We start from the raw sequence: 24,196 nt of genomic DNA, 5'->3' as shown, positions 1-24,196 counted from the left end.
GGGGCAAGGGGCCGCGACGCGGCAGCCCCCTAGTATATTTCCTGAGCCGCGGGGCGGATCCACGTCCGCTCACCGCGGACGCGCTCGCTCCTCGCTCTCGGGCGACCAGGACTCCGGAGATCAGTCATGTCCTCTTCCTCTTCCGCCCTCTCGCGCCCGGTCCTCGCCGACCGCCTCGTGACGCGCTCCGTCGCGTCCGATGCGCTGCTCGTCCTCGCGGGCGCCGGTCTCACGGCGGCGATGGCCCAGCTGTTCGTCCCGATGTGGCCGGTCCCCTTCACCGGCCAGACCTTCGCCGTCCTCCTCGTCGGCACGACCCTCGGCGCTCTGCGCGGGGCGCTCTCCATGGTCGTCTACGCGCTCATCGGCGCACTGGGCGCCCCGGTCTTCACGGAGGGTTCGCACGGCTGGGCGGTTCTCGCCGGCCCCACCGGCGGCTACATCGTCGGCTTCGTCCTCGCCTCGCTCGTCACCGGCTGGCTGGCCCAGCGCCGGTGGGACCGCCGCGTCGTCGGCACCCTGGTGAGCTTCCTCGCCGGCACCGCGACCATCTACCTCGTCGGACTCCCCTGGCTCGCTGCAGCCCTCGGCACGCTGGGCCTGCCCGCCGACCCCGGATCGGTGCTCTCCGCGGGCCTCGTTCCGTTCCTCGTCGGCGACGTCCTCAAGGCTGTGCTGGCCGCCGTGCTCCTGCCCAGCACCTGGGCTCTGCTCTCTCGCCGCTCTCGCTGAGGGAGCGCCGACGCCGAAGGGCCGGGAGGACGATTCCTCCCGGCCCTTCGGCGTTCAGGAGAGGTCGAGCTGTCCGGTCGTCCGGCTCGACCTCAGCGCCCATGTCCACGCCACGCCTCCGACGACGGCCCAGATCGCTCCTGTGAGCGCTGACAAGCACAGCAGGCCGAGACTGCGGTCAGCATGTCCCACCAGGAACTCGTCGACGGCCTGCACCGACGATGTCAGCGGGAACATATAGGCAGGAATCCGAGCGACGGCGTCATAGGAGGAGATCGGCGCTACGACTCCTCCGAGCAGGATCATAAGGCTCACCACAATGCTCGCACGAAGAAGTGCGTCGCGCAGGCGGAGGCTCAGGGCGGCGACCGCGAAGCCAAATCCGGCGCTGGCCAGTGATACGACAATGACAGCCAGAAGTGAGAGGACGAGCGGGAAGTCGGCCGTCGGGCCGAAGAGGATGGAGGCGAGAACGAGCCCGGCACACCCTGAGACGATGCCGACGCCGGTGGCGGCTAGGACATGGCCCAGCCAGACCAGCGCCGCGGGAAGTGTTGAGAGTACGACGGCGGACAGTACTCCGTCGCGGCGGCTCGTCGCCAAAGTGACGGCAGTGCTTTCCACCGCCACGACCGCGCCGGCGAGCAAAAGCGCGGCGATCGCAACTCGCACGCTCGCCCCGCCGGTCGCTCCACTCATCCCGACCAAGTAAACGATCTGGAGGCAGGGACCGACGGCGAGGGAGACAATGATGGCGCGCAGCGATCGGGTCACATCGAATGTTCTCAGGCCGATCCTCGCGGCAGCCGAAACGACATCTGCCGCTAAGGCGAGAGACGCACGAGTCATGACAGCTGAAGAGTCCCCTCGACCCGGGCCCGCTTCCGGGCGATGTGCAGTATGACTCGGGCCGCTACCAGGAGGAGAACGCTGGACACCGAGAATTGGAACAGCCAGAAGCTATCGAGGGTTCCCTGAGGGCTCGACGCGGCGTGGAGGACTGCGACCGCACCGGTCAACGGATGGAGTGCAGCCACAGTGCACCACGGCTGCACGATCGACGCGAGAGCAACCACGGCACTGCAGAGCAGAAGAACCGGCGCGACCAAGACGGGCTCGTAGACGATCGCATGGCGTGTGACGACAAAGAGGCCCGACAGACAGAGTGCAGAGAGCGAACAGGCGACAGCAACCATAATCGTCCCCACCGCGAACAGAAGCGCCCCCTCGACAGCCAGACCTCCCCTCGCGGTGGCGACCACGAGCGCGGTGACCGGGACTGCCAGAAATCCGAGGACCCGTCCGGGCCAACTCGGGCGGCAAGTGCGTCGTAATGAGAGCTGTGACCTTGCCGACCCCTCCAATCTCAGCGATCCGCGGAACAGAGCCACGAGCGACGATGCGGCCATCAATGATCACGGCCACATCATCTGCGAGCGACTCTGCTTCAAAGAGGTAATGCGTCGTCAGTAGCACCGTACAACCCCGGGCCTTGAGCTCCCGGATCAATCCGCGCAGCGCTAGCGCAGCTTCAGGATCAAGCCCGATCGTCGGCTCGTCGAGAAGTAGAAGGGCAGGATTCGACAGCAGGCCGCGTGCGATGTGCAGCCTCTGCTTCAAACCCCTGGAAAGCGTCTCGACAGGATCGCGGCGCCTGTCCTGCAGATGAACGGCATCGAGCACCTCTGTGATAGTGTCCGCTCGGCGGCCTCGATCCACTCGGGACAGCGAAGCGAAATACCGGAGGTTCTCCTCGACCGTCGCCCGCAGATAGAAGCCGCGGTCGCCACCAAGAACGAGACCCGTGCGTGCGCGCACCTCGCGCTCGTTCCGTCGGGAGTCGAAACCATCGACTCTGATCGATCCGGATGACGGATCGAGGAGAGTGGCGATCATGCGGATGAGAGTGATCTTCCCTGCGCCGTTCGGCCCGAGGAGCGCGAGTACTTCTCCGCTCGCGATCGAAAGATCGACACCGTCCACCGCGACGACTCTCCTCCCGCCTCTGGAGAATTCTCGAGAGACACCGGAGACGTTTAGAACAGTGCGGTTCACGATCTGTCGCCTCCAAGAGCTGCGTCGAAATCGAGCGGATCCCGCATCAGCCTCTCTGCGAGGTTATCGGCCTCATCGTGGCGACCTTGCGCCCGAAGAATTCCGACACCGATTTTACGGACCGTCGCGAGCCTCCGTGGCGCGCGCTCATCCGAGACCAACGCGTACGCCTCGGACACGAGCGACCAGGCGCGATCCAATTGGCCGTCGAGATAATAGTAAAAGCCGGCTATAGAAAGCGTCTCGCTCCGTGACGCACGATGCTTCACGCTGGCCAATTCGAGGTTTTCCTCAATATTCGCAAGCGCTCTCGACCGGTCTCCAATCTTCCATCGAATCTGGGCGAGGTTCGTCTGAATCTGAGTTCGGTAATGATACGCCGCATCGAAATTCACAGCAACCCACAATTCCCCAGCCGACAAGCGCCGCGCCTCGACCATCGCAGCGAGCGCGCGAGTCTGATCTCCACGAAGACCGTCGCGACGCTTGCCTCCATGTTGTCACCATAAGTGTGGTGTATATACGCGGATTCCTCAACCTCTGCGTCGTGATTGCGCCAGGACGCTCATCATTCGGCGCTAGACCACAACGTGAGACCGACCAGCTGGTCCGCGGTAGGCGACCACCGCCCTTGACACTGGAGCCCCGACCACCGCTGAGATGCCGCGACCGGCCGGAGTGAGCACCGACGCCGAAGGGCCGGGAGGACGATTCCTCCCGGCCCTTCGGCGTTCGTCTGCAGCGTCTAGATCGAGAAGCCCAGGGCGCGCATCATGTCACGGCCGTCCTCGGTGATCCGCTCCGGACCCCACGGCGGCATCCAGACCCAGTTGATCCTGAAGGCTTCGACGATGCCGTCGAGGGACTCCGCGGTCTGCTCCTCGAGCACATCGGTGAGCGGGCAGCCCGCCGAGGTGAGAGTCATGTGGATGACCAGCGCGTCGTTCTCGTCGTCCCAACCCAGGTCGTAGATCAGGCCGAGATCGACGACGTTGACCCCCAGCTCGGGATCCATAACGTCCTTGAGAGCCTCCTCGACCTGGTCGAAGAGCTTCGGCTCGAGCGTGGTGACTGCCATGCTCAGACCGTCGCCGAGGTCAGGAAGCGGTCGTAGCCCTCGTCCTCGAGTCGCGTCGCCAGCTCCTTGCCGCCCTGCTCGGCGACGCGACCGGCGACGAAGACGTGCACGAAATCGGGCTGGATGTAACGGAGGATCCGCGTGTAGTGCGTGATCAGCAGGACCCCGAGCCCCGTGCTCTGATGGGCGCGGTTCACGCCGTCTGACACGATCTTGAGCGCATCCACGTCGAGCCCGGAGTCCGTCTCGTCGAGGACCGCGAACTGCGGGGCGAGCAGCTCGAGCTGGAGGATCTCGTTGCGCTTCTTCTCGCCGCCCGAGAAACCCTCGTTGACATTGCGTGCCGCGAAGGATGAATCCATGCGGAGGTTCGCCATCGCGGACTTGACGTCCTTGGTCCACGTGCGGATCGCAGGCGCCTCACCGGCGATCGCGGTCTTGGCGGTGCGGAGGAAGTTGGTGTTGGTCACTCCGGGGATCTCGACCGGGTACTGCATGGCGAGGAAGAGGCCTGCGCGGGCGCGCTCGTCGACCGACATGTCGAGGACCTCGACGCCGTCGAGCGTGATGGAGCCGCCGTCGACGTGGTACTTGGGGTGCCCAGCGATCGTGTAGGCCAGGGTCGACTTGCCGGACCCGTTGGGACCCATGATCGCGTGGATCTCGCCCTGGTTGATGGTGAGGTCGACACCGCGGAGGATCTGCTTGGTCCCCTGCTCGGTCTCGACACTGACGTGGAGATCGCTGATCTGGAGAACGGACATTCAGACTTCCTTCGTGACGGTCGGGTCGATGTAGACGTCGCCGTCGATGATCTCGACGACGAAGACGGGGACCGGCTCGTAGGCCGGGAGATTCAGCGGCGTGCCGGTGCGGAGCGAGAACTGGGAGCCGTGCGCCCAGCATTCGAGGCTCTCGCCCTCGACGAAGCCTCGGAGAGGGAGATCTCGCCGTGCGTACAGGTGTCTCCGATGGCGTGGATCTCGCCGGCCGAATCCTGAACGACGGCGATCGCGACCCCGTCGACCTCAACCCGCATGGCCTGGTTGGGGATCAGCTCGGAAACCGAGCAGATCATCGCAGCATTGCTCATGCGCTGACCGCCGCTCCCTGCGCGGAACCGGTCTGGCCGGCGCTGCCAGCCAGCTCGGCCTCGATCGCGAGCTGCAGACGGTCCTCCAGCTCCGCGACCTTGATCTGCTGCACGATCTCGCCGAGGAAGCCGCGCACGACCAGGCGACGCGCCTCGTCCTCGCGGATGCCCCGCGACTGCAGGTAGAAGAGCTGCTCGTCGTCGAAGCGCCCGGTCGCCGAGGCGTGGCCTGCTCCGGCGATGTCGCCCGTCTCGATCTCGAGGTTCGGAATGGAGTCGGCACGTGTGCCGTCGGAAAGGACCAGATTGCGGTTCTGCTCGTAGCTGTCGGTGCCGGTAGCGCTGTTGCGGATGAGGACGTCGCCGATCCAGACGGTACGCGCCCCCTCACCCTGCAGCGCACCCTTGTAGGTCACGCGGCTGCGGGTGTCGGGAGCGTCGTGGTCGACGTACACCTGCTGCTCGAGGTGCTGGCCGCCGTCGGCGAAGTAGAGGCCGAAGAGCTCGCCGTCGGCCCCCCGCTCGACGAGGTGGGCCGAGGGGTTCACTCGGACGATGGAGCCGCCGAGGGTGACGACGATGTGCTTCACCCTCGCGTCGCGCCCCACGCGGAGGAAGTGATTGGCCAGGTGACGGGCGTCGTCCGCCCACTCCTGCACGGTGACCACCGTGAGCTGGGCTCCCTCGCCGACGAGGATCTCGACGTTCTCGGCGAGCGTCGCCTGACCCTCGTTCTGGAGCACCACGACTGCTCGCGCGTAGGGCGCCGCGTCGATGATCGTGTGCGCGGCGCGGGGACTGGAACCGAGACCGGAGCGGAGCAGGGTCGCGACCTTCTCGTCCTCGCCCGAGACGCGCACGGCGAGCGCCTGCTCGAAGCTCGACCACGCGTTCGCGGCAGCGCGGTCCTCCGGCAGGCCGGCGGTGCCGATCCGCTCGTCGTCGCGACCGACCCACGAGACGTCGACGCCGTCGACCGCGGTGTGGTCGACCGCAGTCGGCGAGCCGTCGAGGGTGCCGTCGATGAGGTCGGCGAGGCGCGCGACGGGCGTCAGCTTCCAGGCGATCTCGCGACCGGTGACGGCCTCGAAGGCCTCGACATCGGTCGACGCGAAGCGCTCGGATCGGGTCTGCACGGGAGTGAACGCCCCGTCGGAGTGGGCGCTGATGCCCAGACGCTCGGCAGCGGTCGCGCCGTCAATCTCGGGGGTCGTCGCGGCGCTCGTGGGGACCGTCATCAGGCGGTGGTTCCTTTCGATGGGTGCGGGGTGCCCCGTTCGGGCATCCCTTCGAGGGGGGAGACGAGCGTCAACCGACGCTGCCCTCCATCCCCATCTCGATGAGCTTGTTGAGCTCGAGGGCGTATTCCATGGGCAGCTCGCGCGCGATCGGCTCGATGAATCCGCGGACGATCATGGCCATGGCCTCATCCTCGGGGAGTCCGCGCGACATCAGGTAGAAGAGCTGCTCCTCGCTGACCTTCGAGACGGTCGCCTCGTGACCGAGCTGGACGTCGTCGACGCGGATGTCGATGGCCGGGTAGGTGTCCGAGCGCGAGATCGTGTCGACCAGCAGAGCGTCGCAGCGCACCGTGTTCGCCGAGTGGTGAGCGTTCGCATCGACCCTGACCTCGCCGCGATAGCCGGCCCGGCCGCCTCCGCGCGCGATCGACTTCGAGACGATGGACGACTGCGTGTACGGCGCCATGTGGATCATCTTCGCGCCGGCGTCCTGGTGCTGACCGGGACCGGCGAAGGCGACCGAAAGGGTCTCGCCCTTGGCGTGCTCGCCGACCAGGAAGATCGACGGGTACTTCATGGTGACCTTCGAGCCGATGTTGCCGTCGATCCACTCCATCGTTGCGCTCTCGTGCGCGATCGCGCGCTTCGTGACGAGGTTGTAGACGTTGTTGGACCAGTTCTGGATCGTGGTGTAACGCACGCGGGCGTTCTTCTTCACGATGATCTCGACGACGGCCGAGTGCAGCGAATCCGACTTGTAGATCGGTGCGGTGCAGCCTTCGATGTAATGGACGTAGCTGTCCTCGTCGGCGATGATCAGGGTCCGCTCGAACTGGCCCATGTTCTCGGTGTTGATGCGGAAGTACGCCTGCAGCGGGATGTCGACGTGCACGCCCTTCGGGACGTAGACGAAGGAGCCTCCCGACCAGACGGCTGTGTTGAGCGCAGCGAACTTGTTGTCGCCCGCCGGGATGACCGTCCCGAAGTGCTCCTCGAAGATCTCGGGGTGCTCGCGGAGCGCGGTGTCCGTGTCCATGAAGATGACGCCCTGCTCCTCCAGATCCTCTCGGATCTGGTGGTAGACGACCTCGGACTCGTACTGGGCCGCGACGCCGCCGACGAGGCGCTGGCGCTCCGCCTCGGGGATGCCGAGCTTCTCGTACGTGTTCTTGATGTCGTCGGGGAGGTCGTCCCAGGTCTGAGCCTGCTTCTCCGTGGAGCGGACGAAGTACTTGATGTTGTCGAAGTCGATGTCCGACAGGTCGGCACCCCAGGTCGGCATCGGCTTGCGCTCGAAGAGCTTCAGCGCCTTCATGCGGCGGTCGCGCATCCAGGCCGGCTCGTTCTTGAGCGCGGAGATGTCGGAGACGACCTCCGGCGAGATCCCCCGGCGAGCGGAGGCTCCGGCGGAGTCCGAGTCGGACCAGCCGAACTCGTAGACGCCCAGGCTCTCGAGCTCGGGGCGGTCGATCAGAATGTCTGACATGTGTACCTCGTTTCCTACCCACTGCTAACCGGTCGGGTCCCGGACTCATTCCCCCGGGGGTGACCCGCGGGTGCTCTCCGGCCGGTCGCGCGATCCCTGTGATGCGCGGAGCGGGTGATGTGCGTCCCTGGGATTCCTGAGGTGTGCTGCGGCGCTCCGTCGGGCCGACGGCGCCGGCCCCCGCGCCCATCGCGCGCACTGGCGCGTCACGCGCTGGACCAGAACCAACTCCTTATCGTACGGGCGTCACGCGGTGAGCGGAACCTCCGCACCTGGGTGTCGGCCGGGTGCGGTCGGATTGCTCATCAGACAAGCGTGACCATACGAGTGTCGGTGGTCCGTGATGGAGTCAGCAGATGATGAACGACTCTCCACTCCCCCTCTCCGCCCGTCTCCTGATCATCCTGCTCGCCCATGGGCTGAGCGGCGACTCCGACCGCTCTTTCCGCGAACTCGCCGAAGCTCTCGGAAGAGAACTCGCACCGCGGGCGCTCCCCCGCCTGCTGCTCGGGCTCCGGCGCCACCTGCTCGCGACGGAGCGCAGAGCGGGCCGGGCGTCACGCCGCCGGCTGCAGCTCCGGCGCCGCCTCGCGACGCTGCGCTCGGACGGTGAAGAGCCTCGGATTCACATCGAGGAGCACCCGGATCGCACCGACCCACACGAGCGCCGAGCCCAGCAGGTGGACGGCCACCAGCGTTTCCGGGAGCGCCGTGACCGACTGGACGACACCCACCAGGGCCTGGACGACGACGACGACGAGGAAGGTCACGATCCGTCGTCTCGCGAGCTCGGAGTGCGCGATCGTCGAGAGTCGGACGAGCAGCGCGCCACCGAGGACCAGCACCGCTGTTCCGAGCACGCCGTGCACGACGGCCACACTCTCCCAGTGGAACCTCATCCGTGGCACCTCGGCGGAGTCGCCCGCATGCGGACCCGTCCCCGTCACGAGGGTCCCCACAAGGATCACCAGCAGGGTGAGAGCGACCAGGGCGATGCTCACCGTCCGCGTCACGCGGTCCGGCTCGAACACCACGGACTGCGAGTGGTGCGCCCGGTGCCAGGTGAGCGACGTCGTGGTGAGCAGCGCGATGGCGAGGACGAAGTGACCCGCGACAATGTACGGATTGAGCCCGGAGTGCACGGTCGCCCCTCCGGCGAGGGCGTTCGCGACAACGAGCCAGAACTGCGACCACGCGAGCCGCGTCATCGTCCGGTCACGCGGCTTCTGCAGGCGGGCCGCCGTGATCGCCCACCCCACCGCCACGATCAGGACGCCGGTGAAGGCCCTATTGGTGAACTCGATGAAACCGTGGATCCCGAGCTCGGGCGTCGAGGTGAGCGAGCCGGCATCGCAGGCCGGCCACGTCGGACAGCCGAGCCCGGAGCCGGTGAGGCGCACGACTCCGCCGAAGAAGATGATCAGGATGCTCGCCACCAGCGCCGCAGTGGTACCCCAGCGGAGAGCGCGCGGACTCAGGCTGACCCGCTCGGCCAGGAACGAGAAAGGAGTGACCATCAGAAGGGCAGCAGCGGGTCGATCCCGACCGCGAGGAAGAGGAGGGTGAGGTACCCGACGGACCCGTGGAACACCCGCATGGGCGAGACGTGCTCGTGACGGATCGCCAAGCTGTAGAGGCGGTGCGTCTCGGCGATGAACCAGACACCGCTGCCGAGCGCTACGACCGTGTAGACGACACCCATCCTGCGACGGGGATGAGCAGCAACGAGCACGCGACGGTCGCCCACGCGTACAGGATCACCTGGAGCCCCACGATCGTGCGTCCGCGCACGACGGAGAGCATCGGTACACCGGCCGCCTGATAGTCGTCGCGGTACTTCATCGAGAGCGGCCAGTAGTGCGGCGGGGTCCACAGGAAGATCACCGAGAACAGGATCACAGGGGCCCAGTCGAGCGAGCCGGTGACCGCCGCCCAGCCGATCAGCACCGGCATGCAGCCCGCGATGCCCCCCCAGACGATGTTCTGGGGCGTGCGGCGCTTGAGGAACAGCGTGTAGAAGACGACGTAGATGAGGATCGCGAGGAGCGAGAGTCCGGCGGCGAGCCAGTTCGCGGTCAACCCGAGCCAGACGATGGAGAGCACGCCGATCGTGGTCGCGAAGACGAGAGCGGAGCGGTCAGAGATTTCGCCGGTCACCAGCGGCCGGTTCTTCGTCCGGTTCATGATCCGGTCGATGTCCCGATCGAAGTAGCAGTTGAAGGCTCCGGCCGACCCGGCGCTCAGCGCGCCTCCAATGAGGACGTTGAGCACGAGGAGCAGATCGGGGATCCCCCCCTGAGCCAGGATCATCGTGGGAGCCGTCACGACCAGGAGGAGCTCGATGACGCGGGGCTTCGTCAGGGCTATGAACGCCTTCACCGTGCCCGAGAGCGTCGTCCGCGACGGCCCGCTCCGCTCGACAGCGGTGGTCTCTACGACTACGTCCATTGCTCCTCTAACGTTCGACGATCCCGAACGAGTGTAATGCGCGCGTCAGGGAGCCGGGCCCGGTGTGCACGCTTGCCCAAACGAACGCAGACATATGCGACCGCGCAACCCCAGGTGAGCGGCAGGGGCCCCTCCGTATACTCGACACTGCTCGCAAGAGCACCCGGCACGCATCCCGAGCCCGCCCGACGATCGTCGCACGAGGCCGAGAGGATCGTCGCCGGAGCATCGTGCCGAAGTCGTCATGCGGTGTGCTCCACCATGCGAGAGGACGGACGGTCTGCGTCTGCCCCACGTCTCGAGAAGGGTCAGTACCAAGTGACAGAACTGCAATGGGAATCCATTGACGAGAAGGCAGTCGACACGGCGAGGGTTCTCGCCGCGGACGCCGTGGAGAAGGTCGGCAACGGCCACCCCGGAACCGCCATGAGCCTCGCTCCTGCCGCCTACCTCCTGTTCCAGAAGGTCATGCGCCGCGACCCGTCCGACGCGACCTGGATCGGCCGCGACCGCTTCATCCTGTCGGTCGGCCACTCCTCGCTGACCCAGTACGTCCAGTTCTACCTGGGCGGGTACGGCCTCGAGCTCGACGATCTGAAGGCGCTGCGCACCTGGGGATCGAAGACGCCGGGCCACCCGGAGTACGGCCACACCGACGGCGTCGAGATCACGACCGGGCCGCTCGGTCAGGGGCTCGCCTCCGCCGTCGGCTTCGCCTACGCCTCGCGCTTCGAGCGCGACCTGTTCGACCCGGAGGCGGCCGCGGGCAGCTCCCCGTTCGACCACTTCGTGTACGTGATCGCCGGCGACGGCGACCTGCAGGAGGGCATCACCAGCGAGGCGTCCTCGCTGGCCGGCCACCAGAAGCTGGGCAACCTGGTCGTCATCTACGACTCCAACCAGATCTCGATCGAGGACGACACCAACATCGCCTTCACCGAGGACGTCAAGGCCCGCTACGAGGCCTATGACTGGCAGGTGCAGGTCGTCGACTGGAAGAAGACCGGCGAGTACCACGAGGACGTCGCCGAGCTCCACGCCGCCATCGAGGCCGCCCAGGGCGAGACCGACAAGCCGTCGCTCATCATCCTGCGCACGATCATCGGCTGGCCCTCGCCGAAGAAGCAGAACACCGGCAAGATCCACGGCTCGGCCCTGGGCGCCGACGAGCTCCGAGGCTCAAGGAGGTGCTCGGCTTCGACCCCGAGAAGACCTTCGACGTCGCCGACGAGGTCATCGAGCACACCCGCGGGGCCGTCGAGCGCGGCCAGGCACAGCACGCCGAGTGGGACGAGCAGTTCGCCGCCTGGGCGTCGGCCAACCCGGAGAAGAAGGAACTGCTCGACCGGGTGCTGAGCGGCGAGCTCCCCGAGGGTGTGCAGGAGGCGCTCCCCGTCTTCGAGTCGGGTAAGGAGGTGTCGACCCGCGCCGCCTCCGGCAAGGTCATCAACGCTCTCGCCGGCATCGTCCCCGAGCTCTGGGGCGGATCGGCCGACCTGGCCGAGTCGAACAACACGACGATCGAGGGAGCCGGCTCCTTCGTCCCGCCGGAGTTCTCGACCCACGAGTGGACCGGCACGAAGGGCGGCCGCGTGCTGCACTTCGGCATCCGCGAGCACGCCATGGGCGCGATTCTGAACGGCATCGTCCTGCACGGAAACACCCGCCCCTTCGGCGGCACCTTCCTGATCTTCTCCGACTACATGCGCCCCGCCGTCCGTCTCGCGGCGCTCATGAAGGCGCCCGCCATCTACGTCTGGACCCACGACTCCGTGGCCCTCGGCGAGGACGGCCCGACGCACCAGCCGATCGAGCAGCTGGCCGCCCTCCGCGCGATCCCGGGTCTAGACATCGTCCGCCCCGGCGACGCGAACGAGGTCGCCTACGCCTGGAAGACGATCCTCGAACGCCGCGAGGGACCCGCGGGCCTGGCTCTCACACGTCAGAACATCCCCGTGTTCGAGCGCGGCGACGGCGAAGCGGAGGGCGAAACCTTCGCCTCGGCCGCGAACGTCGCCCGCGGCGCTTACGTCCTGGCCGAGGCGCCGAACGGCACCCCCGACGTGATCCTCATCGCGACCGGCTCCGAGGTCCAGATCGCCGTCGAGGCGCGCGAGGCCCTGAGGGCAGAGGGCATCAACGCCCGCGTCGTGTCAGCTCCGTCGCTCGAATGGTTCGAGGAGCAGGACGCCGAGTACCGCGAGAAGGTGCTGCCCTCCGCAGTGAAGGCCCGCGTGTCGATCGAGGCAGGCCTGAGCCTCGGCTGGCAGAAGTACGTCGGTGACGCCGGCCGCTCGGTCTCGATCGAGCACTTCGGAGCGTCCGCCGACTACAAGACCCTGTTCCGTGAGTTCGGGATCACCACCGAGGCGGCCCTGGCCGCCGCCAAGGAGTCGCTCGCAGCCTCCTGACCCGAAGGCCGCGTCCAGCACGGACGCGGCCTTCGCCGTCGGAGCCCGGCTCCCCCACGCCACGCACCACCTACGCAGAAGAAGAAGAGACATGACCGAGAACACCCCTACCGCAGAGCTCTCCGCCGCCGGCGTCAGCATCTGGCTCGACGACCTCTCCCGCTCCCGCATCTCCTCCGGGGGACTGCAGACGCTCATCGAGGAGAAGAACGTCGTCGGAGTCACCACCAACCCCACGATCTTCGCCGCGGCGCTGACCAACGGCGAGTCCTACGACGCCCAGGTCCGCGACCTCGCCGCGGCCGGCACGTCGGTGACCGACGCCGTCTTCGAGATCACGACCGACGACGTCGCCGCCGCGTCCGACATCTTCCGCCCGATCTACGACGCCACCCACGGCTACGACGGACGCGTCTCGATCGAGGTCGAGCCCGGCCTCGCTCACGATGCGCAGGGCACGATCGCGCAGGCGAAGGCACTCTGGGCCAAGGTCGACCGCCCCAACGCGATGATCAAGATCCCCGCGACCGTCGAGGGCCTCGAGGCCATCACCGAGGTCATCGGCTCCGGCATCTCGGTGAACGTCACCCTGATCTTCTCTCTCGCCCGCTACCGCGCCGTCATCAACGCGTATCTGGCGGGCCTCGAGAAGGCGAAGGAGGCCGGCATCGACCTGTCGACCATCCACTCCGTCGCCTCGTTCTTCGTCTCGCGCGTCGACACCGAGATCGACAAGCGACTCGAGGCCGTCGGCACCGACGAGGCCCGCGCCCTCACGAGCAAGGCGGGCGTCGCGAACGCGCAGCTCGCCTACGAGGTGTTCGTGGAGGCGTTCGCGACCGAGCGCGCGCTCCTGCTCCAGGAGTCCGGCGCCAACCGTCAGCGTCCCCTCTGGGCCTCGACCGGCGTCAAGTCGACCGACCTCCCCGACACCCTCTACGTAACCGAGCTCGTCGCAGCCGGCGTCGTGAACACCATGCCCGAGAAGACCCTCGAGGCGACCTTCGACCACGGCGAGATCACCGGCGACACCGTCACCGGCTCCTACGCCGACGCGAACGCCGTCCTCGACGCCGTCGCGGCGCAGGGCGTGTCCTACGCCGACGTCACCGAACTGCTCGAGAAGGAAGGCGTCGAGAAGTTCGTCGTCTCGTGGAACGAGCTGCTCGACACCGTCACCGCGGCGCTCGAGGGCGCGAAGGCGCAGGCCTGATCATGGCGATCCAGATCCACGTCAGCGGAGACGCCGAGAAGGCGGTCGACCGCATCGTCCCCGAGCTGGTCGCCGACGAGGTCGCGTCCGGCATCACCGCCCAGGTCCCCACCCTGTGGGGCGCGACGGCGGAGGAGGAGGCGGCCAAGCGGCTCGGCTGGACCGAGTCGACCACGGTCTCCCGCCCCCTGATCGCCGAGATCCTCGCCCTGCGTGAGGAGTTCCAGACCAAGGGCATCGACCACATCGTGCTGGGCGGCATGGGCGGCTCGTCGCTCGCGCCGGAGGTCATCACGCGCACCGCCGGAGTCGCGCTGACCGTGCTCGATTCCACGGCCCCCGGGCAGGTGATCGCGGCCCTGAACGACCGCCTCGCCTCGACCGCGGTCGTCATCTCCTCCAAGTCGGGATCGACCGTCGAGACCGCGAGCCAGAAGAAGGCCTACGAGAAGGCGTTTACCGAGGCGGGCATCGACCCGCTGGAACGCATCGTCATCGTGACCGACCCCGGCTCGCCGCTCGACTCGTCCTCCCGCCAGGCGGCTACCGGGTGTTCAACGCCGACCCGAACATCGGCGGGCGCTTCTCGGCGCTGTCCGCGTTCGGCCTCGTCCCCTCCGGCCTGGCCGGCGCCGACATCGAGGCGCTGCTCGACGAGGCTGCCGAAGCCTCGCTCGGACTCGCCGTCGACTCCCCCGAGAACCCGGGCCTGATCCTGGGCGCGGCGATCGCCGCGACGAGCCCGCGGCGCGACAAGCTCGCGATCGTGGCCGACGGCACAGAGATCGTCGGCTTCGCGGACTGGGCCGAGCAGCTCATCGCGGAATCCACCGGAAAGGACGGCGCGGGCATCCTTCCCGTCGTGCTAGGCACGCTCGCCCCCGAGCTCTCGGAGGACCTACCCGATGTGCAGGTCGTCCGCCTCGTCGAGGACGCCAGCGCCCTGCACCTGTTCCCGCGCGACCGCCATGAGGGCGAGATCCTCCTCTCGGGCTCGCTCGGTGCGCAGATGTTGACCTGGGAGTACGCGGTCGCCGTCGCCGGCCGCCTCCTGGGCATCAACCCGTTCGACCAGCCCGACGTCGAGTCGGCGAAGATCGCCACCCGGGCCCTGCTTGAGAAGCGCCCCGAGCCGGAGGCGCCCGCGTTCAGCGACGCGGGCATCGAGGTCACCGGCAGCAGCAGCGTCACCGAAGGCGTCTCGACCGTCGCCGCGGCCGTCGACCGCCTCCTCGCCCAGGTGGGCGACGGCGGCTACGTCTCGATCCAGGCCTATGTCGACCGCCTCGCGCTTCCGCAGCTCGAGGGCGTGCGCGACCTGCTCGCGGCGCAGGCGCAGCGCCCCGTCACCTTCGGCTGGGGACCCCGCTTCCTGCACTCGACCGGGCAGTACCACAAGGGTGGCGCGCCGACCGGTGTCTTCCTCCAGATCACCGAACGCTCCACCGTGGACCTCGAAATCCCGGACAGCCCGTTCACCTTCGGTCAGCTGATCCTCGCGCAGGCAGCGGGCGACGCGAGCGTGCTCGCCGAACACGGCCGACCGGTGCTGACCCTCAGGCTGACCGATCCCGAGGCCGATCTCGAAGCGCTCTTCGAGGCGCTCAACACCTGATCCGACGGGCACGCTGCTCCCGCCTCCACGCCGGCGAGCAGCGTGCCCGCGGCAGTCCTCTCGGACGCCTCCACGTCGGAGCGCGCCGCCCCGCGACTCCGCCGCCCTCCCCCCCTCCTCACCGATAGCAGTGCGCCGGACCCACCGGCACACAGAAGGACACTGCACATGTCTGTGGACATCACCCCCGAGTTCAACCCCCTGCGGTTGAGCTTCGACCGCCGGTTGAACCGGATCGCCGGCCCCAGCGGTCTCGTCATCTTCGGCGTGACCGGAGACCTCTCGCGCAAGAAGCTCATGCCCGCGGTCTACGACCTCGCCAACCGCGGCCTGCTGCCCCCCGGATTCGCGCTCGTTGGCTTCGCCCGGCGCGACTGGGACGACCAAGACTTCGAGAAGGTCGTCCACGACTCCGTCAAGAAGTACGCGCGCACCGAGTTCCACGAGGAGGTCTGGACTCAGCTCGCGCAGGGCATCCGCTTCGTCCAGGGCGAGTTCGACGATCCCGAGGCCTTCACCCGTCTGAAGACGACCGTCGATGAGCTCGATCGCGAGCGGGGGACGAACGGCAACTTCGCCTTCTACCTGTCCATCCCGCCGAAGTCTTTCCCTCAGGTCACCGAGCAGCTCCGCAACTCCGGCCTGGCCGAGCAGAAGGAGGGCCAGTGGCGCCGCGTCGTCATCGAGAAGCCCTTCGGCAGCGACCTCACGACCGCGCGCGAACTCAACGACGTCGTCGAGTCGGTCTTCCCGCCCGACTCCGTCTTCCGGATCGACCACTACCTGGGCAAGGAGACGGTCCAGAACATCCTGGCGCTGCGCTTCGCGAACATGATGTATGAGCCGCTGTGGAACTCGAACTACGTCGACCACGTGCAGATCACGATGGCCGAGGACATCGGTGTGGGCGGTCGTGCGGGCTACTACGACGGCATCGGAGCGGCGCGCGACGTCATCCAGAACCACCTGCTGCAGCTTCTCGCGCTGACCGCGATGGAGGAGCCGATCTCGTTCGACGCCGCCGACCTGCGCGCCGAGAAGGAGAAGGTGCTCGCCGCGGTCCGCCTCCCCGCCGATCTGTCGACCGCGACCGCTCGCGGTCAGTACTCGGGAGGCTGGCAGGGCGGCGAGAAGGTCCTCGGCTTCCTCGAGGAGGACGGCATGAGCCCCACCTCGACGACCGAGACGTACGCCGCCATGCGACTCGACATCGGCACGCGCCGCTGGGCCGGGGTCCCGTTCTACCTGCGAGCCGGCAAGCGCCTCGGCCGCCGCGTCACCGAGATCGCGGTCGTGTTCAAGCGCGCTCCGCAGCAGCTTTTCGCCGAGAGCCAGACCACCTCGCTGGGGCAGAACGCGCTCGTGATCCGAGTGCAGCCCGACGAGGGCGTCACCATCCGATTCGGCTCGAAGGTGCCCGGCGCCGGCATGCAGGTGCGCGACGTGACCATGGACTTCGGCTACGGGCACGCGTTCACCGAGGCGAGTCCCGAGGCCTACGAGCGCCTGATCCTCGATGTCCTCCTGGGTGAGCCGCCGCTGTTCCCGCGGCACGAGGAGGTCGAGCTCTCGTGGAAGATCCTCGACCCGATCGAGGAGTTCTGGACCACACAGGGCCAGCCCGAGCAATACCGCCCCGGAACCTGGGGCCCCGAATCCGCCGACGAGCTCCTCGCCCGTGACGGCCGTACCTGGAGGCGTCCATGATCGTCGATCTGCCCGACACCACGACGAGCGAGGTCTCGAAGACCCTCGTGAAGATCCGTGAGGAGGGTGGCGCCGTCGCCCTCGGCCGCGTGCTCACCCTCATCATCGCGACCTCGCGGGGTCACGAAGAGGAGGCGATCGAGGCCGCCAACGACGCCTCCCGCGAGCACCCGATGCGCGTCATCGTGGTCTCGAAGGACGACGGGACGACGACCGTGCCCGTCGACGCGTCCGCCCGGGTCGACGCCCAGATCCGCGTCGGAGGCGATGCCGGCGCGAGCGAGGTCGTCGTGCTCCGCCCCTATGGTGACGCCGCCGAGGACGAGGAGAGCCTGGTCACCGGACTGCTGCTCCCCGATGCGCCCGTGGTGGCCTGGTGGCCGAACAGCGCGCCGGAGGACGCCTCGGCGTCGCCCATCGGCCGCATCGCCACTCGGCGCATCACCGACGCTTCCGCTCAGTCGAACCCGGCGGAGGCGCTGCATCACCTCGCCTCCACTTACGCCCCCGGCGACACCGACTTCGCCTGGACCCGACTGACCCTCTGGCGCGCACAGCTCGCCGCGGTACTCGACCAGCCGCCCTACGAGGCGATCACCGCCGTCGAGGTGTCGGGGGCTCCCGATTCGCCCTCGACGATCCTGCTCGCCGCGTGGCTGCAGCTCGAGCTCGACATCCCCGTCGACCACGAGCTGACCATCAGCGCGACGGGCTCGAGCGGGATCCACGGAGTGCGGCTGATCCGCGAGTCAGGTGTCATCGAGCTGGAGCGGTCAGTACCCAACGTGGCGACGCTCACCCAGCCCGACCAGCCGGTGCACGACATCTCCCTCCCCCGCCGCAACCTCCGGGACTGCCTGGCGGAGGAGCTGCGTCGCCTGGACCCGGATGCCTGTACGGTGAAGTGATCTCGCGTGGTGTCGACATGCTCGCCGAGAAGGCCGACGCCCCCAGCGCCTCCTGAGGCGGGGCGCCCGGAAACGGGCGCCCGCCCCCTGCTCCCCCGACACGGAGCCGAACCGCCGCCGATCGGCAGCCGAACCCGAAGGAGACCCCCAGATGACCACAGAACGCCGCGTTCTGGTCCATCGCGACAAGCAGACACTCGCCGGCTCGGTGGCCGCCAGGTTCTTGACCAAGACGATCGACGTCCTGGACGACCTGGGGTCGGCCAACGTGGTGCTCACCGGCGGGACGATGGGAGCAGCGACCCTCAGGGAGATCGCGGGCTCCTCGGCCGCGGGGAACGTCGACTGGACCAGGGTGCACTTCTGGTGGGGGGACGAGCGCTGGGTACCGAGCGGTCACGAGGACCGCAACGACGTCCAGGCCGGCGACCTGTTCGAGGTCCTCGAGGTGCCGTCCGGGAACGTGCACGCCTATCCCGCCTCCGACCAGGGTCTCGACCTCGATGCAGCGGCCGCCGCCTACGACGCGGAGCTGCGCGCGCATGCGACCGAGGGCTGCGACTACCCGCGCTTCGATATCACCTTCCTGGGGGTGGGCCCCGACGGCCACATCGCCTCGCTCTTCCCCGAGCGCTCGGCGATCCGCTCGACGCAGCCCGGCGTGCTCGCCGTCCGCAACTCCCCCAAGCCGCCTCCCGAGCGTCTCACGCTCACGCTGCCGCTCATCAACCAGTCCGACCGGATCTGGATGGTGCTCGCAGGGGCCGATAAGGCGTCGGCCCTCGGGCTGGCCCTCGCCGGTGCCAGCACGAACGAGGTTCCCGCCTCGGGCGCCTTCGGGCGCAAGCGCACGGTCTTCTTCGTCGACCAGGAGGCGGCCGCAGAGGTCCCCGAATCGCTTATCGCACCGAGCTACTGAGCTCGGAACGCCGCAAGGCCCGTCCTCTCTCGGGGGCGGGCCTTGCGGCGTTGCGATGCTTTCTGCCTGTCAGGAGCGGCGCGGTTCAGGAGGGAGTCGCGGTGCCGCGACGGGCACGCAACTGCTGGAGCGCCTCCTCGAGGAGCTGCGCAGCCTCGGCCTCGGTACGACGCTCCTTCACGTACGCGAGGTGCGTCTTGTAGGGTTCGGCCTTCGCGACCTGGGGCGGATTGGCCCGGTCACGGCCCGCGGGGAGACCGGACTGCGGCGAGTCGATCACCTCGGGGATCTCGTCCTCCGGGAGGGCCGCCGAGAAGTGGCGCACGGTCTCATTGCCGAGAGCGTCCCAGTACGAGATCGCGATCCGCTCCGCGTGGAAGCCCCGGTCCTGTTCGCCCATCGGTCCTGCGCCGACGCGCGAACCGCGGATTGCACTGCCGCCTGATGCCATTGCGTGTACCCCTATGCTCCGGTAGTGAACTTGGTGATGAGGCCCAGAACCACGATGCAGGCGAGCCAGACGAGGCCGAGGATCACCGTGATGCGGTTCAGGTTGCGCTCCGCGACGCCCGAGGCTCCGAGGTTGGAGGTGACTCCGCCCCCGAACATGTCGGAGAGACCGCCGCCACGCCCCTTGTGGAGCAGGATCAGCATGGTGAGCAGGAGGCTCGTGATGCCCAGGATGACCTGGAGCACGACCTGGAGGATGTCCACGCGGTACCTTTCGAAGTTCCGGCGCGTTGCGCGCCCCGACGAGTATAACGGCGCCTGCGAATCCCCGAGGAATCCGTCCGCCCGTGTCCATGCCGCTGTATATAGCCGAGCCGGCGACCGTGACCTACTTGGTCCGCCGCTGCCGGCGGCTGAACGCTGAAGGGGTGAGCCCTTCCGGGCCCACCCCTTCAGCGGCGAGGATCAGACGCCGATGTGGTTGCGGTAGCGCGCAATCGCCGCGAACTCGTCGACTTGGAGGCTCGCACCTCCGACGAGGGCACCGTCGACGTCGGGCTCGCGCATGAAGCCGGCGATGTTGCCGGACTTCACGGAACCGCCGTAGAGGATCCGGGTCGCCGCAGCAGTGTCGGCGCCGAGGACTTCGGTCACCACTGCGCGCAGCGCCTTGCAGACCTGCTGAGCCTGCTCGGGCGTCGCCGCCTGACCGGAGCCGATGGCCCAGACCGGCTCGTACGCCACGACCAGGTCGGCGTCGGTCGGGAGACCTGTGAGAGCTTCCTTCAGCTGCGCGACCGGGACGGCCGAGGGACCGTGCTTCTCGAGGTCCTCCGCCGTCTCGCCGACGCAGATGATCGGAGCGACGCCGTGCTTCAGCGCCGCCGCCGACTTGGCCGCGATGTCCGCGTCCGTCTCGCCGTGCAGCGTCCGACGCTCCGAGTGACCCACGATCACGTAGTCGCAATCGAGCTGCTTCAGGAACTGCCCCGAGATCTCGCCGGTGTAGGCACCGCTGTCGAACTTCGAAAGGTCCTGCGCTCCGTACTTCAGCGGCAGCCTGTCCGAATCGACGAGGATCTGCACCGGCCGGAGGTCGGTGAAGGGAGGGAACACAGCGACCTCGACGGAGTCGAAGTCGTGGTCGGCGTCCTTCAGGCTCCACGCGAGCTTCTGCACGAAGGCGATGGCCTGGAGGTGGTCCAGGTTCATCTTCCAGTTGCCGGCGATGAGCGGGGTGCGGGCCGATGCGGTGTCTACCATCCGAGGACCTCCAGTCCGGGGAGGCGCTTACCCTCGAGGAATTCGAGGCTCGCTCCGCCTCCCGTCGAGATGTGGCCGAACTGGTCGTCCTCGAAGCCGAGGGCGCGAACGGCGGCGGCGGAGTCGCCTCCGCCGACGACGCTGAGCCCGTCGACCTCGGTGAGGGCCTGCGCGACGGTCTTCGTTCCGGACGCGAACGGCTCGAACTCGAAAACGCCCATGGGGCCGTTCCAGAACACCGTCTTCGACGCGAGATGATCTCGGCGAAGCGCTTCGCGGTGTCCGGTCCGATGTCGAGGCCGAGGCCCTTCTCGCCGAAGGGCGTGCCCTCGATCGCGTCCGCCGCGGCGACCTCGTGCTCGGCGTCGGCGCCGAACGTCGAGGCCACGACCACATCGGTCGGCAGCACGATCTCGACCCCGAGCTCCTTCGCCTTCGCCAGGTAACCCAGCACCGTGCCGACCTGGTCGGCCTCGAGGAGGCTGGCGCCGACCTCGTGCCCCTGAGCCTTGAGGAAGGTGAAGAGCATCCCGCCACCGATGAGGATCGAGTCGACCTTCGGCAGTAGGTGCTCGATCACGCCGAGCTTGTCCGAGACCTTGGAGCCGCCGAGCACGACCGTGTATGGGCGCTCGGGCTTCTCCGTGAGACGCTCCAGCACCTCGAGCTCGGCCGCGATCAGCGTGCCGGCAGCGCTGGGAAGCAGCTGCGCGAGCTCGTAGACGCTGGCCTGCTTGCGATGCACGACACCGAAGCCGTCCGAGACGAACGCGTCGCCATGGGCGGCGAGCTTCTCCGCGAAGCCGCGGCGCTCGGCCTCGTCCTTGCTCGTCTCGCCGGCGTTGAAGCGCAGGTTCTCGAGCACGACGACCTGTCCGTCCTCGAGCGCGTCGACAGCGGCCGAGGCGGAGTCGCCGACGGTGTCCTCGGCGAAGGACACCGGAGAGTCGAGCAGCTCGCCGAGGCGAGTGGCGACGGGAGCGAGGCTGTACTTCGCGTCGGGCGTCCCATCGGGGCGACGAGGTGGCTCACGACCACGACGCGCGCGCCCTCGGAAACGAGACGCTGGAGCGTGGGCACCGACGCACGCACGCGGCCGTCGTCCGTGATCGTTCCGTCCTTCAGCGGGACGTTCAGATCACAGCGGACGACGACCCGCTTGCCTGCGAGGGAGCCCAGCGAGTCCAGAGTGCGGAACGTCACTGCGCGCAGCCCTTAGAGCTTGCCGGCGACGAGCTCGGCGACGTCGACGAGGCGATTGGAGTAGCCCCACTCGTTGTCGTACCAGGAGGCGACCTTGACCTGGTTGCCGATGACCTTGGTGAGGCCGGAGTCGAAGATCGACGAGTGCGGGTCGGTTACGATGTCGCTCGAGACGATCGGGTCCTCGGTGTACTTGAGGATGCCCTTGAGATCGCCCTCGGCCGCGGCCTTGTACGCCGCGTTGATCTCCTCGACGGTGGCCGGGGTGGTCAGCTCGACGGTGAGGTCGGTGATCGAGCCGGTCGGGACCGGGACGCGCAGCGCGTAGCCGTCGAGCTTGCCGACGAGCTCCGGAATGACGAGGCCGAGCGCCTTGGCGGCACCGGTCGAGGTCGGGATGATGTTGACCGCGGCGGCGCGCGCGCGACGGAGGTCGCTGTGCGGGCCGTCCTGCAGGTTCTGGTCGGCCGTGTAGGCGTGGACCGTGGTCATGAGGCCGCGCTCGATGCCGAAGTTGTCGAGCAGCACCTTGGCGAGCGGCGCAAGACAGTTCGTGGTGCAGGACGCGTTCGAGACGATGTCGTGAACCTGGGGGTCGTAGGTGCCCTCATTGACGCCGAGGACGATGGTCGCGACGTCGCTGCCCGAGGCGGGTGCCGAGACGATGACCTTCTTGGCGCCGGCGGTGATGTGCTTGCGCGCATCCTCCGACTTGGTGAAGCGGCCGGTCGACTCGATGACGACGTCGACGCCCAGCTCACCCCACGGGAGGTTCGCCGGGTCGCGCTCCTCGAGGACGATGATCGGCTTGCCGTTGACGACGATCTTGTCGCCGTCGAGCTCCACCGTCGCGTCGAGGCGTCCGGTGATGGAGTCGTACTTCAGGAGGTGCGCGAGCGCCTTGTTGTCGGTGAGGTCGTTGACCGCGACGATCTCGAGGTCGCTGCCCTTGGCGAGGGCCGCACGGAGGAAGTTACGGCCGATACGACCGAAGCCGTTGATGCCGATCTTGACGGACACAGATATCTCCTGATGAGGAAGGGCACCTCGACGGTGCAGTGGAGGGTGTTGATCGCAGTGGGCCGGCGTCAACCGGCCCGGGCGTCCCGGGCGCAGAGGCCCGGGACTCCGAGATCGCTATGACAGTAGCAGCAGGCCCGACGTCTTCTCGCGGGCCTTCTCGAAGCGCGCGGAGACGTCGGCCCAGTTCACGATGTTCCAGAACGCCTTGACGTAGTCGGCCTTCACGTTGACGTAGTCGAGGTAGAAGGCGTGCTCCCACATGTCGAGCAGCAGCACCGGCACTGTGGCCGCGGCGAGGTTGCCTGGTGGTCGTAAAGCTGCTCGATGATGAGCTTCTCTCCGAGTGAGTCCCAGGCGAGGATCGACCAGCCGGAGCCCTGGATGCCCAGGGCCGAGGCGGTGAAGTGGGCGCGGAACTTGTCGAACGAGCCGAAGCCGTCGTCGATGGCCGCGGCGAGCTCGCCGACAGGCTTGTCGCCGCCGTCCGGCGAGAGGTTGTTCCAGAACACGGTGTGGTTCACGTGTCCGGCGAGGTTGAAGGCCAGATCCTTCTGGAGCTTGTTCACGTTCGCGAGGTTCTCGCTGTCGCGAGCCTCCTGCAGCGCGGCGAGGGCGGTGTTCGCCCCGGTCACGTACGTCGCGTGGTGCTTGTCGTGGTGGAGCTCCATGATCCGCCCACTGATGTTCGGCTCAAGGGCCGAGTAGTCGTAGGGCAGTTCGGCGAGCGTGTAGTCAGCCATGTGCGATCTCCTGTTCGTGGTCGTCGCTCCCGTGCGACCCGCCGGCGTCTCGGCGTCCTCCGCGAGGCGGAGAAAGAGGGCCGGGAGTGTCCTGAGCGACCCTTCCAGTCTAGCGAGAGGCACCCCGCGCATTCGGAGCGCTCGCGCGTTCGACCAGGGGACACTCAGCATTCGCCGACAGGACGGGCCGGCGACTCAGACTAGAGGTCGTGCAACTCGGCCGGTAAGTTCGCGTCGGTGCCCGGAATGTCGAGGTCGGAGGCACGCTTGTCGGCCATGGCGAGGAGGCGGCGGATGCGACCGGCGACGGCGCCTTCGTCATCGGCGGGTCGGCGTGGTGGCCGAGTTCGTCGAGGCTCGCGTCGCGGTGGGCGAGGCGGAGGCGCCCGGCGTAGCGGAGGTGCTCGGGGATATCCTCGCCAAGGATCTCCATCGCCCGCTCCACGCGAGCGCACGCCGCGACGGCGGCCTGAGCCGACCGGCGGAGGTTGGCGCGTCGAAGTTGACGAGACGGTTCGCGGTCGCGCGAACCTCCCGGCGCGTCGCAGCTCCTCCCAGCTGGCGACGGTCGCGGTCGTCCCATCAGCGTCAGCATCGCGCTGATGCTCTCG

Annotated in this window: 17 protein-coding genes and 8 pseudogenes; 8 read left to right on the top strand and 17 right to left on the bottom strand. The window is 67.9% G+C overall.

Annotation, left to right across the window (positions count from 1 at the left end; translation table 11 throughout):
- Window positions 1-126: 126 nt before the first annotated feature.
- Entirely contained in the window at window positions 127-732 is a 606-nt protein-coding gene (locus ACH61_RS02135; protein WP_068208002.1) for a biotin transporter BioY, read from the top strand.
- Window positions 733-786: 54 nt separating this feature from the next.
- On the opposite strand, the gene ACH61_RS02130 is transcribed toward ACH61_RS02135, so the two are convergent.
- The 10 genes and pseudogenes from ACH61_RS02130 to ACH61_RS02085 all read right to left on the bottom strand — a co-directional run bounded on the left by ACH61_RS02130 (window position 787) and on the right by ACH61_RS02085 (window position 10,133).
- Entirely contained in the window at window positions 787-1,506 is a 720-nt protein-coding gene (locus tag ACH61_RS02130) for an ABC transporter permease (protein WP_068207999.1), read from the bottom strand.
- Between the two features lie 186 nt (window positions 1,507-1,692).
- Window positions 1,693-2,715 carry an ABC transporter ATP-binding protein gene (locus tag ACH61_RS19215; RefSeq protein ID WP_158286067.1) on the bottom strand — a complete coding sequence of 341 codons (1,023 nt, stop codon included), beginning with the start codon at window positions 2,713-2,715 and terminating at the stop codon, window positions 1,693-1,695.
- A 68-nt stretch (window positions 2,716-2,783) separates the two neighbouring features.
- The gene (locus tag ACH61_RS16675) at window positions 2,784-3,182 is read right to left on the bottom strand and encodes a hypothetical protein (protein ID WP_132504331.1); all 399 of its coding nucleotides are present in this window, start codon (window positions 3,180-3,182) and stop codon (window positions 2,784-2,786) included.
- A 350-nt stretch (window positions 3,183-3,532) separates the two neighbouring features.
- Window positions 3,533-3,865, bottom strand: coding sequence for a metal-sulfur cluster assembly factor (locus tag ACH61_RS02120; RefSeq protein ID WP_068207993.1), 333 nt, complete (start codon window positions 3,863-3,865; stop codon window positions 3,533-3,535).
- Between the two features lie 2 nt (window positions 3,866-3,867).
- Window positions 3,868-4,629, bottom strand: coding sequence for a Fe-S cluster assembly ATPase SufC (sufC, locus tag ACH61_RS02115; protein WP_068207990.1), 762 nt, complete (start codon window positions 4,627-4,629; stop codon window positions 3,868-3,870).
- Window positions 4,630-4,943 (bottom strand): annotated as a pseudogene (locus ACH61_RS02110) (non-heme iron oxygenase ferredoxin subunit).
- A gap of 11 nt (window positions 4,944-4,954) precedes the next feature.
- The gene (gene sufD, locus ACH61_RS02105) at window positions 4,955-6,196 is read right to left on the bottom strand and encodes a Fe-S cluster assembly protein SufD (RefSeq protein WP_068207987.1); all 1,242 of its coding nucleotides are present in this window, start codon (window positions 6,194-6,196) and stop codon (window positions 4,955-4,957) included.
- Window positions 6,197-6,266: 70 nt separating this feature from the next.
- Entirely contained in the window at window positions 6,267-7,685 is a 1,419-nt protein-coding gene (gene sufB, locus ACH61_RS02100; RefSeq protein ID WP_068207984.1) for a Fe-S cluster assembly protein SufB, read from the bottom strand.
- A 557-nt stretch (window positions 7,686-8,242) separates the two neighbouring features.
- Window positions 8,243-9,202, bottom strand: coding sequence for a COX15/CtaA family protein (locus ACH61_RS02090; protein WP_068207976.1), 960 nt, complete (start codon window positions 9,200-9,202; stop codon window positions 8,243-8,245).
- Window positions 9,202-10,133: pseudogene (locus ACH61_RS02085) on the bottom strand (heme o synthase). The gene ACH61_RS02090 and the pseudogene ACH61_RS02085 overlap by 1 nt, the downstream one beginning before the upstream one ends.
- Window positions 10,134-10,169: 36 nt before the next feature.
- Here ACH61_RS02085 and ACH61_RS19210 point away from each other — a divergent pair.
- The 7 genes and pseudogenes from ACH61_RS19210 to pgl all read left to right on the top strand — a co-directional run.
- Window positions 10,170-11,443: pseudogene (locus ACH61_RS19210) on the top strand (transketolase family protein); the annotation flags it as partial.
- 39 nt (window positions 11,444-11,482) lie between these two features.
- Window positions 11,483-12,544 carry a transketolase-like TK C-terminal-containing protein gene (locus ACH61_RS19205; protein ID WP_413784019.1) on the top strand — a complete coding sequence of 354 codons (1,062 nt, stop codon included), beginning with the start codon at window positions 11,483-11,485 and terminating at the stop codon, window positions 12,542-12,544.
- Between the two features lie 91 nt (window positions 12,545-12,635).
- Complete coding sequence (gene tal, locus ACH61_RS02075; RefSeq protein WP_068207975.1) at window positions 12,636-13,757, top strand: transaldolase; 1,122 nt, start codon at window positions 12,636-12,638, stop codon at window positions 13,755-13,757.
- 2 nt (window positions 13,758-13,759) lie between these two features.
- Window positions 13,760-15,372, top strand: a pseudogene (locus tag ACH61_RS02070) (glucose-6-phosphate isomerase).
- A 168-nt stretch (window positions 15,373-15,540) separates the two neighbouring features.
- Complete coding sequence (gene zwf / locus ACH61_RS02065; protein WP_068207973.1) at window positions 15,541-17,079, top strand: glucose-6-phosphate dehydrogenase; 1,539 nt, start codon at window positions 15,541-15,543, stop codon at window positions 17,077-17,079.
- Window positions 17,076-18,043: pseudogene (locus ACH61_RS02060) on the top strand (glucose-6-phosphate dehydrogenase assembly protein OpcA). Before zwf ends, ACH61_RS02060 begins: the two are co-directional and overlap by 4 nt.
- A 95-nt stretch (window positions 18,044-18,138) precedes the next feature.
- On the top strand, window positions 18,139-18,906 hold the full coding sequence (gene pgl / locus ACH61_RS02055; protein ID WP_068207970.1) for a 6-phosphogluconolactonase: 768 nt from the start codon (window positions 18,139-18,141) through the stop codon (window positions 18,904-18,906).
- A gap of 85 nt (window positions 18,907-18,991) precedes the next feature.
- On the opposite strand, the gene ACH61_RS02050 is transcribed toward pgl, so the two are convergent.
- The 7 genes and pseudogenes from ACH61_RS02050 to whiA all read right to left on the bottom strand — a co-directional run.
- Complete coding sequence (locus tag ACH61_RS02050) at window positions 18,992-19,357, bottom strand: RNA polymerase-binding protein RbpA (protein WP_068207968.1); 366 nt, start codon at window positions 19,355-19,357, stop codon at window positions 18,992-18,994.
- A gap of 11 nt (window positions 19,358-19,368) precedes the next feature.
- A complete protein-coding gene (gene secG / locus ACH61_RS02045) occupies window positions 19,369-19,620 on the bottom strand; it encodes a preprotein translocase subunit SecG (protein WP_068207965.1) in 252 nt (83 codons plus the stop codon).
- A gap of 201 nt (window positions 19,621-19,821) precedes the next feature.
- Window positions 19,822-20,619 carry a triose-phosphate isomerase gene (gene tpiA / locus ACH61_RS02040; RefSeq protein WP_068207962.1) on the bottom strand — a complete coding sequence of 266 codons (798 nt, stop codon included), beginning with the start codon at window positions 20,617-20,619 and terminating at the stop codon, window positions 19,822-19,824.
- A pseudogene (locus tag ACH61_RS02035) lies at window positions 20,613-21,822 on the bottom strand (phosphoglycerate kinase). Before ACH61_RS02035 ends, tpiA begins: the two are co-directional and overlap by 7 nt.
- 12 nt (window positions 21,823-21,834) lie before the next feature.
- Window positions 21,835-22,842: a type I glyceraldehyde-3-phosphate dehydrogenase gene (gene gap, locus ACH61_RS02030; protein WP_068207959.1), complete on the bottom strand. Its 1,008-nt coding sequence runs from the start codon at window positions 22,840-22,842 to the stop codon at window positions 21,835-21,837.
- Between the two features lie 117 nt (window positions 22,843-22,959).
- Window positions 22,960-23,585 (bottom strand): annotated as a pseudogene (locus ACH61_RS02025) (superoxide dismutase).
- A 200-nt stretch (window positions 23,586-23,785) separates the two neighbouring features.
- Window positions 23,786-24,196 (bottom strand): annotated as a pseudogene (whiA, locus tag ACH61_RS15980) (DNA-binding protein WhiA); the annotation flags it as partial.

Origin of the sequence: Rathayibacter tanaceti (genome assembly GCF_001634385.1) — a bacterium.
GTDB classification, from domain to species: Bacteria; Actinomycetota; Actinomycetes; order Actinomycetales; family Microbacteriaceae; genus Rathayibacter; species Rathayibacter tanaceti.
The sequence above is the reverse complement of the archived record's forward strand: the minus strand, read 5'-3'. Positions and strand labels throughout refer to the sequence as shown.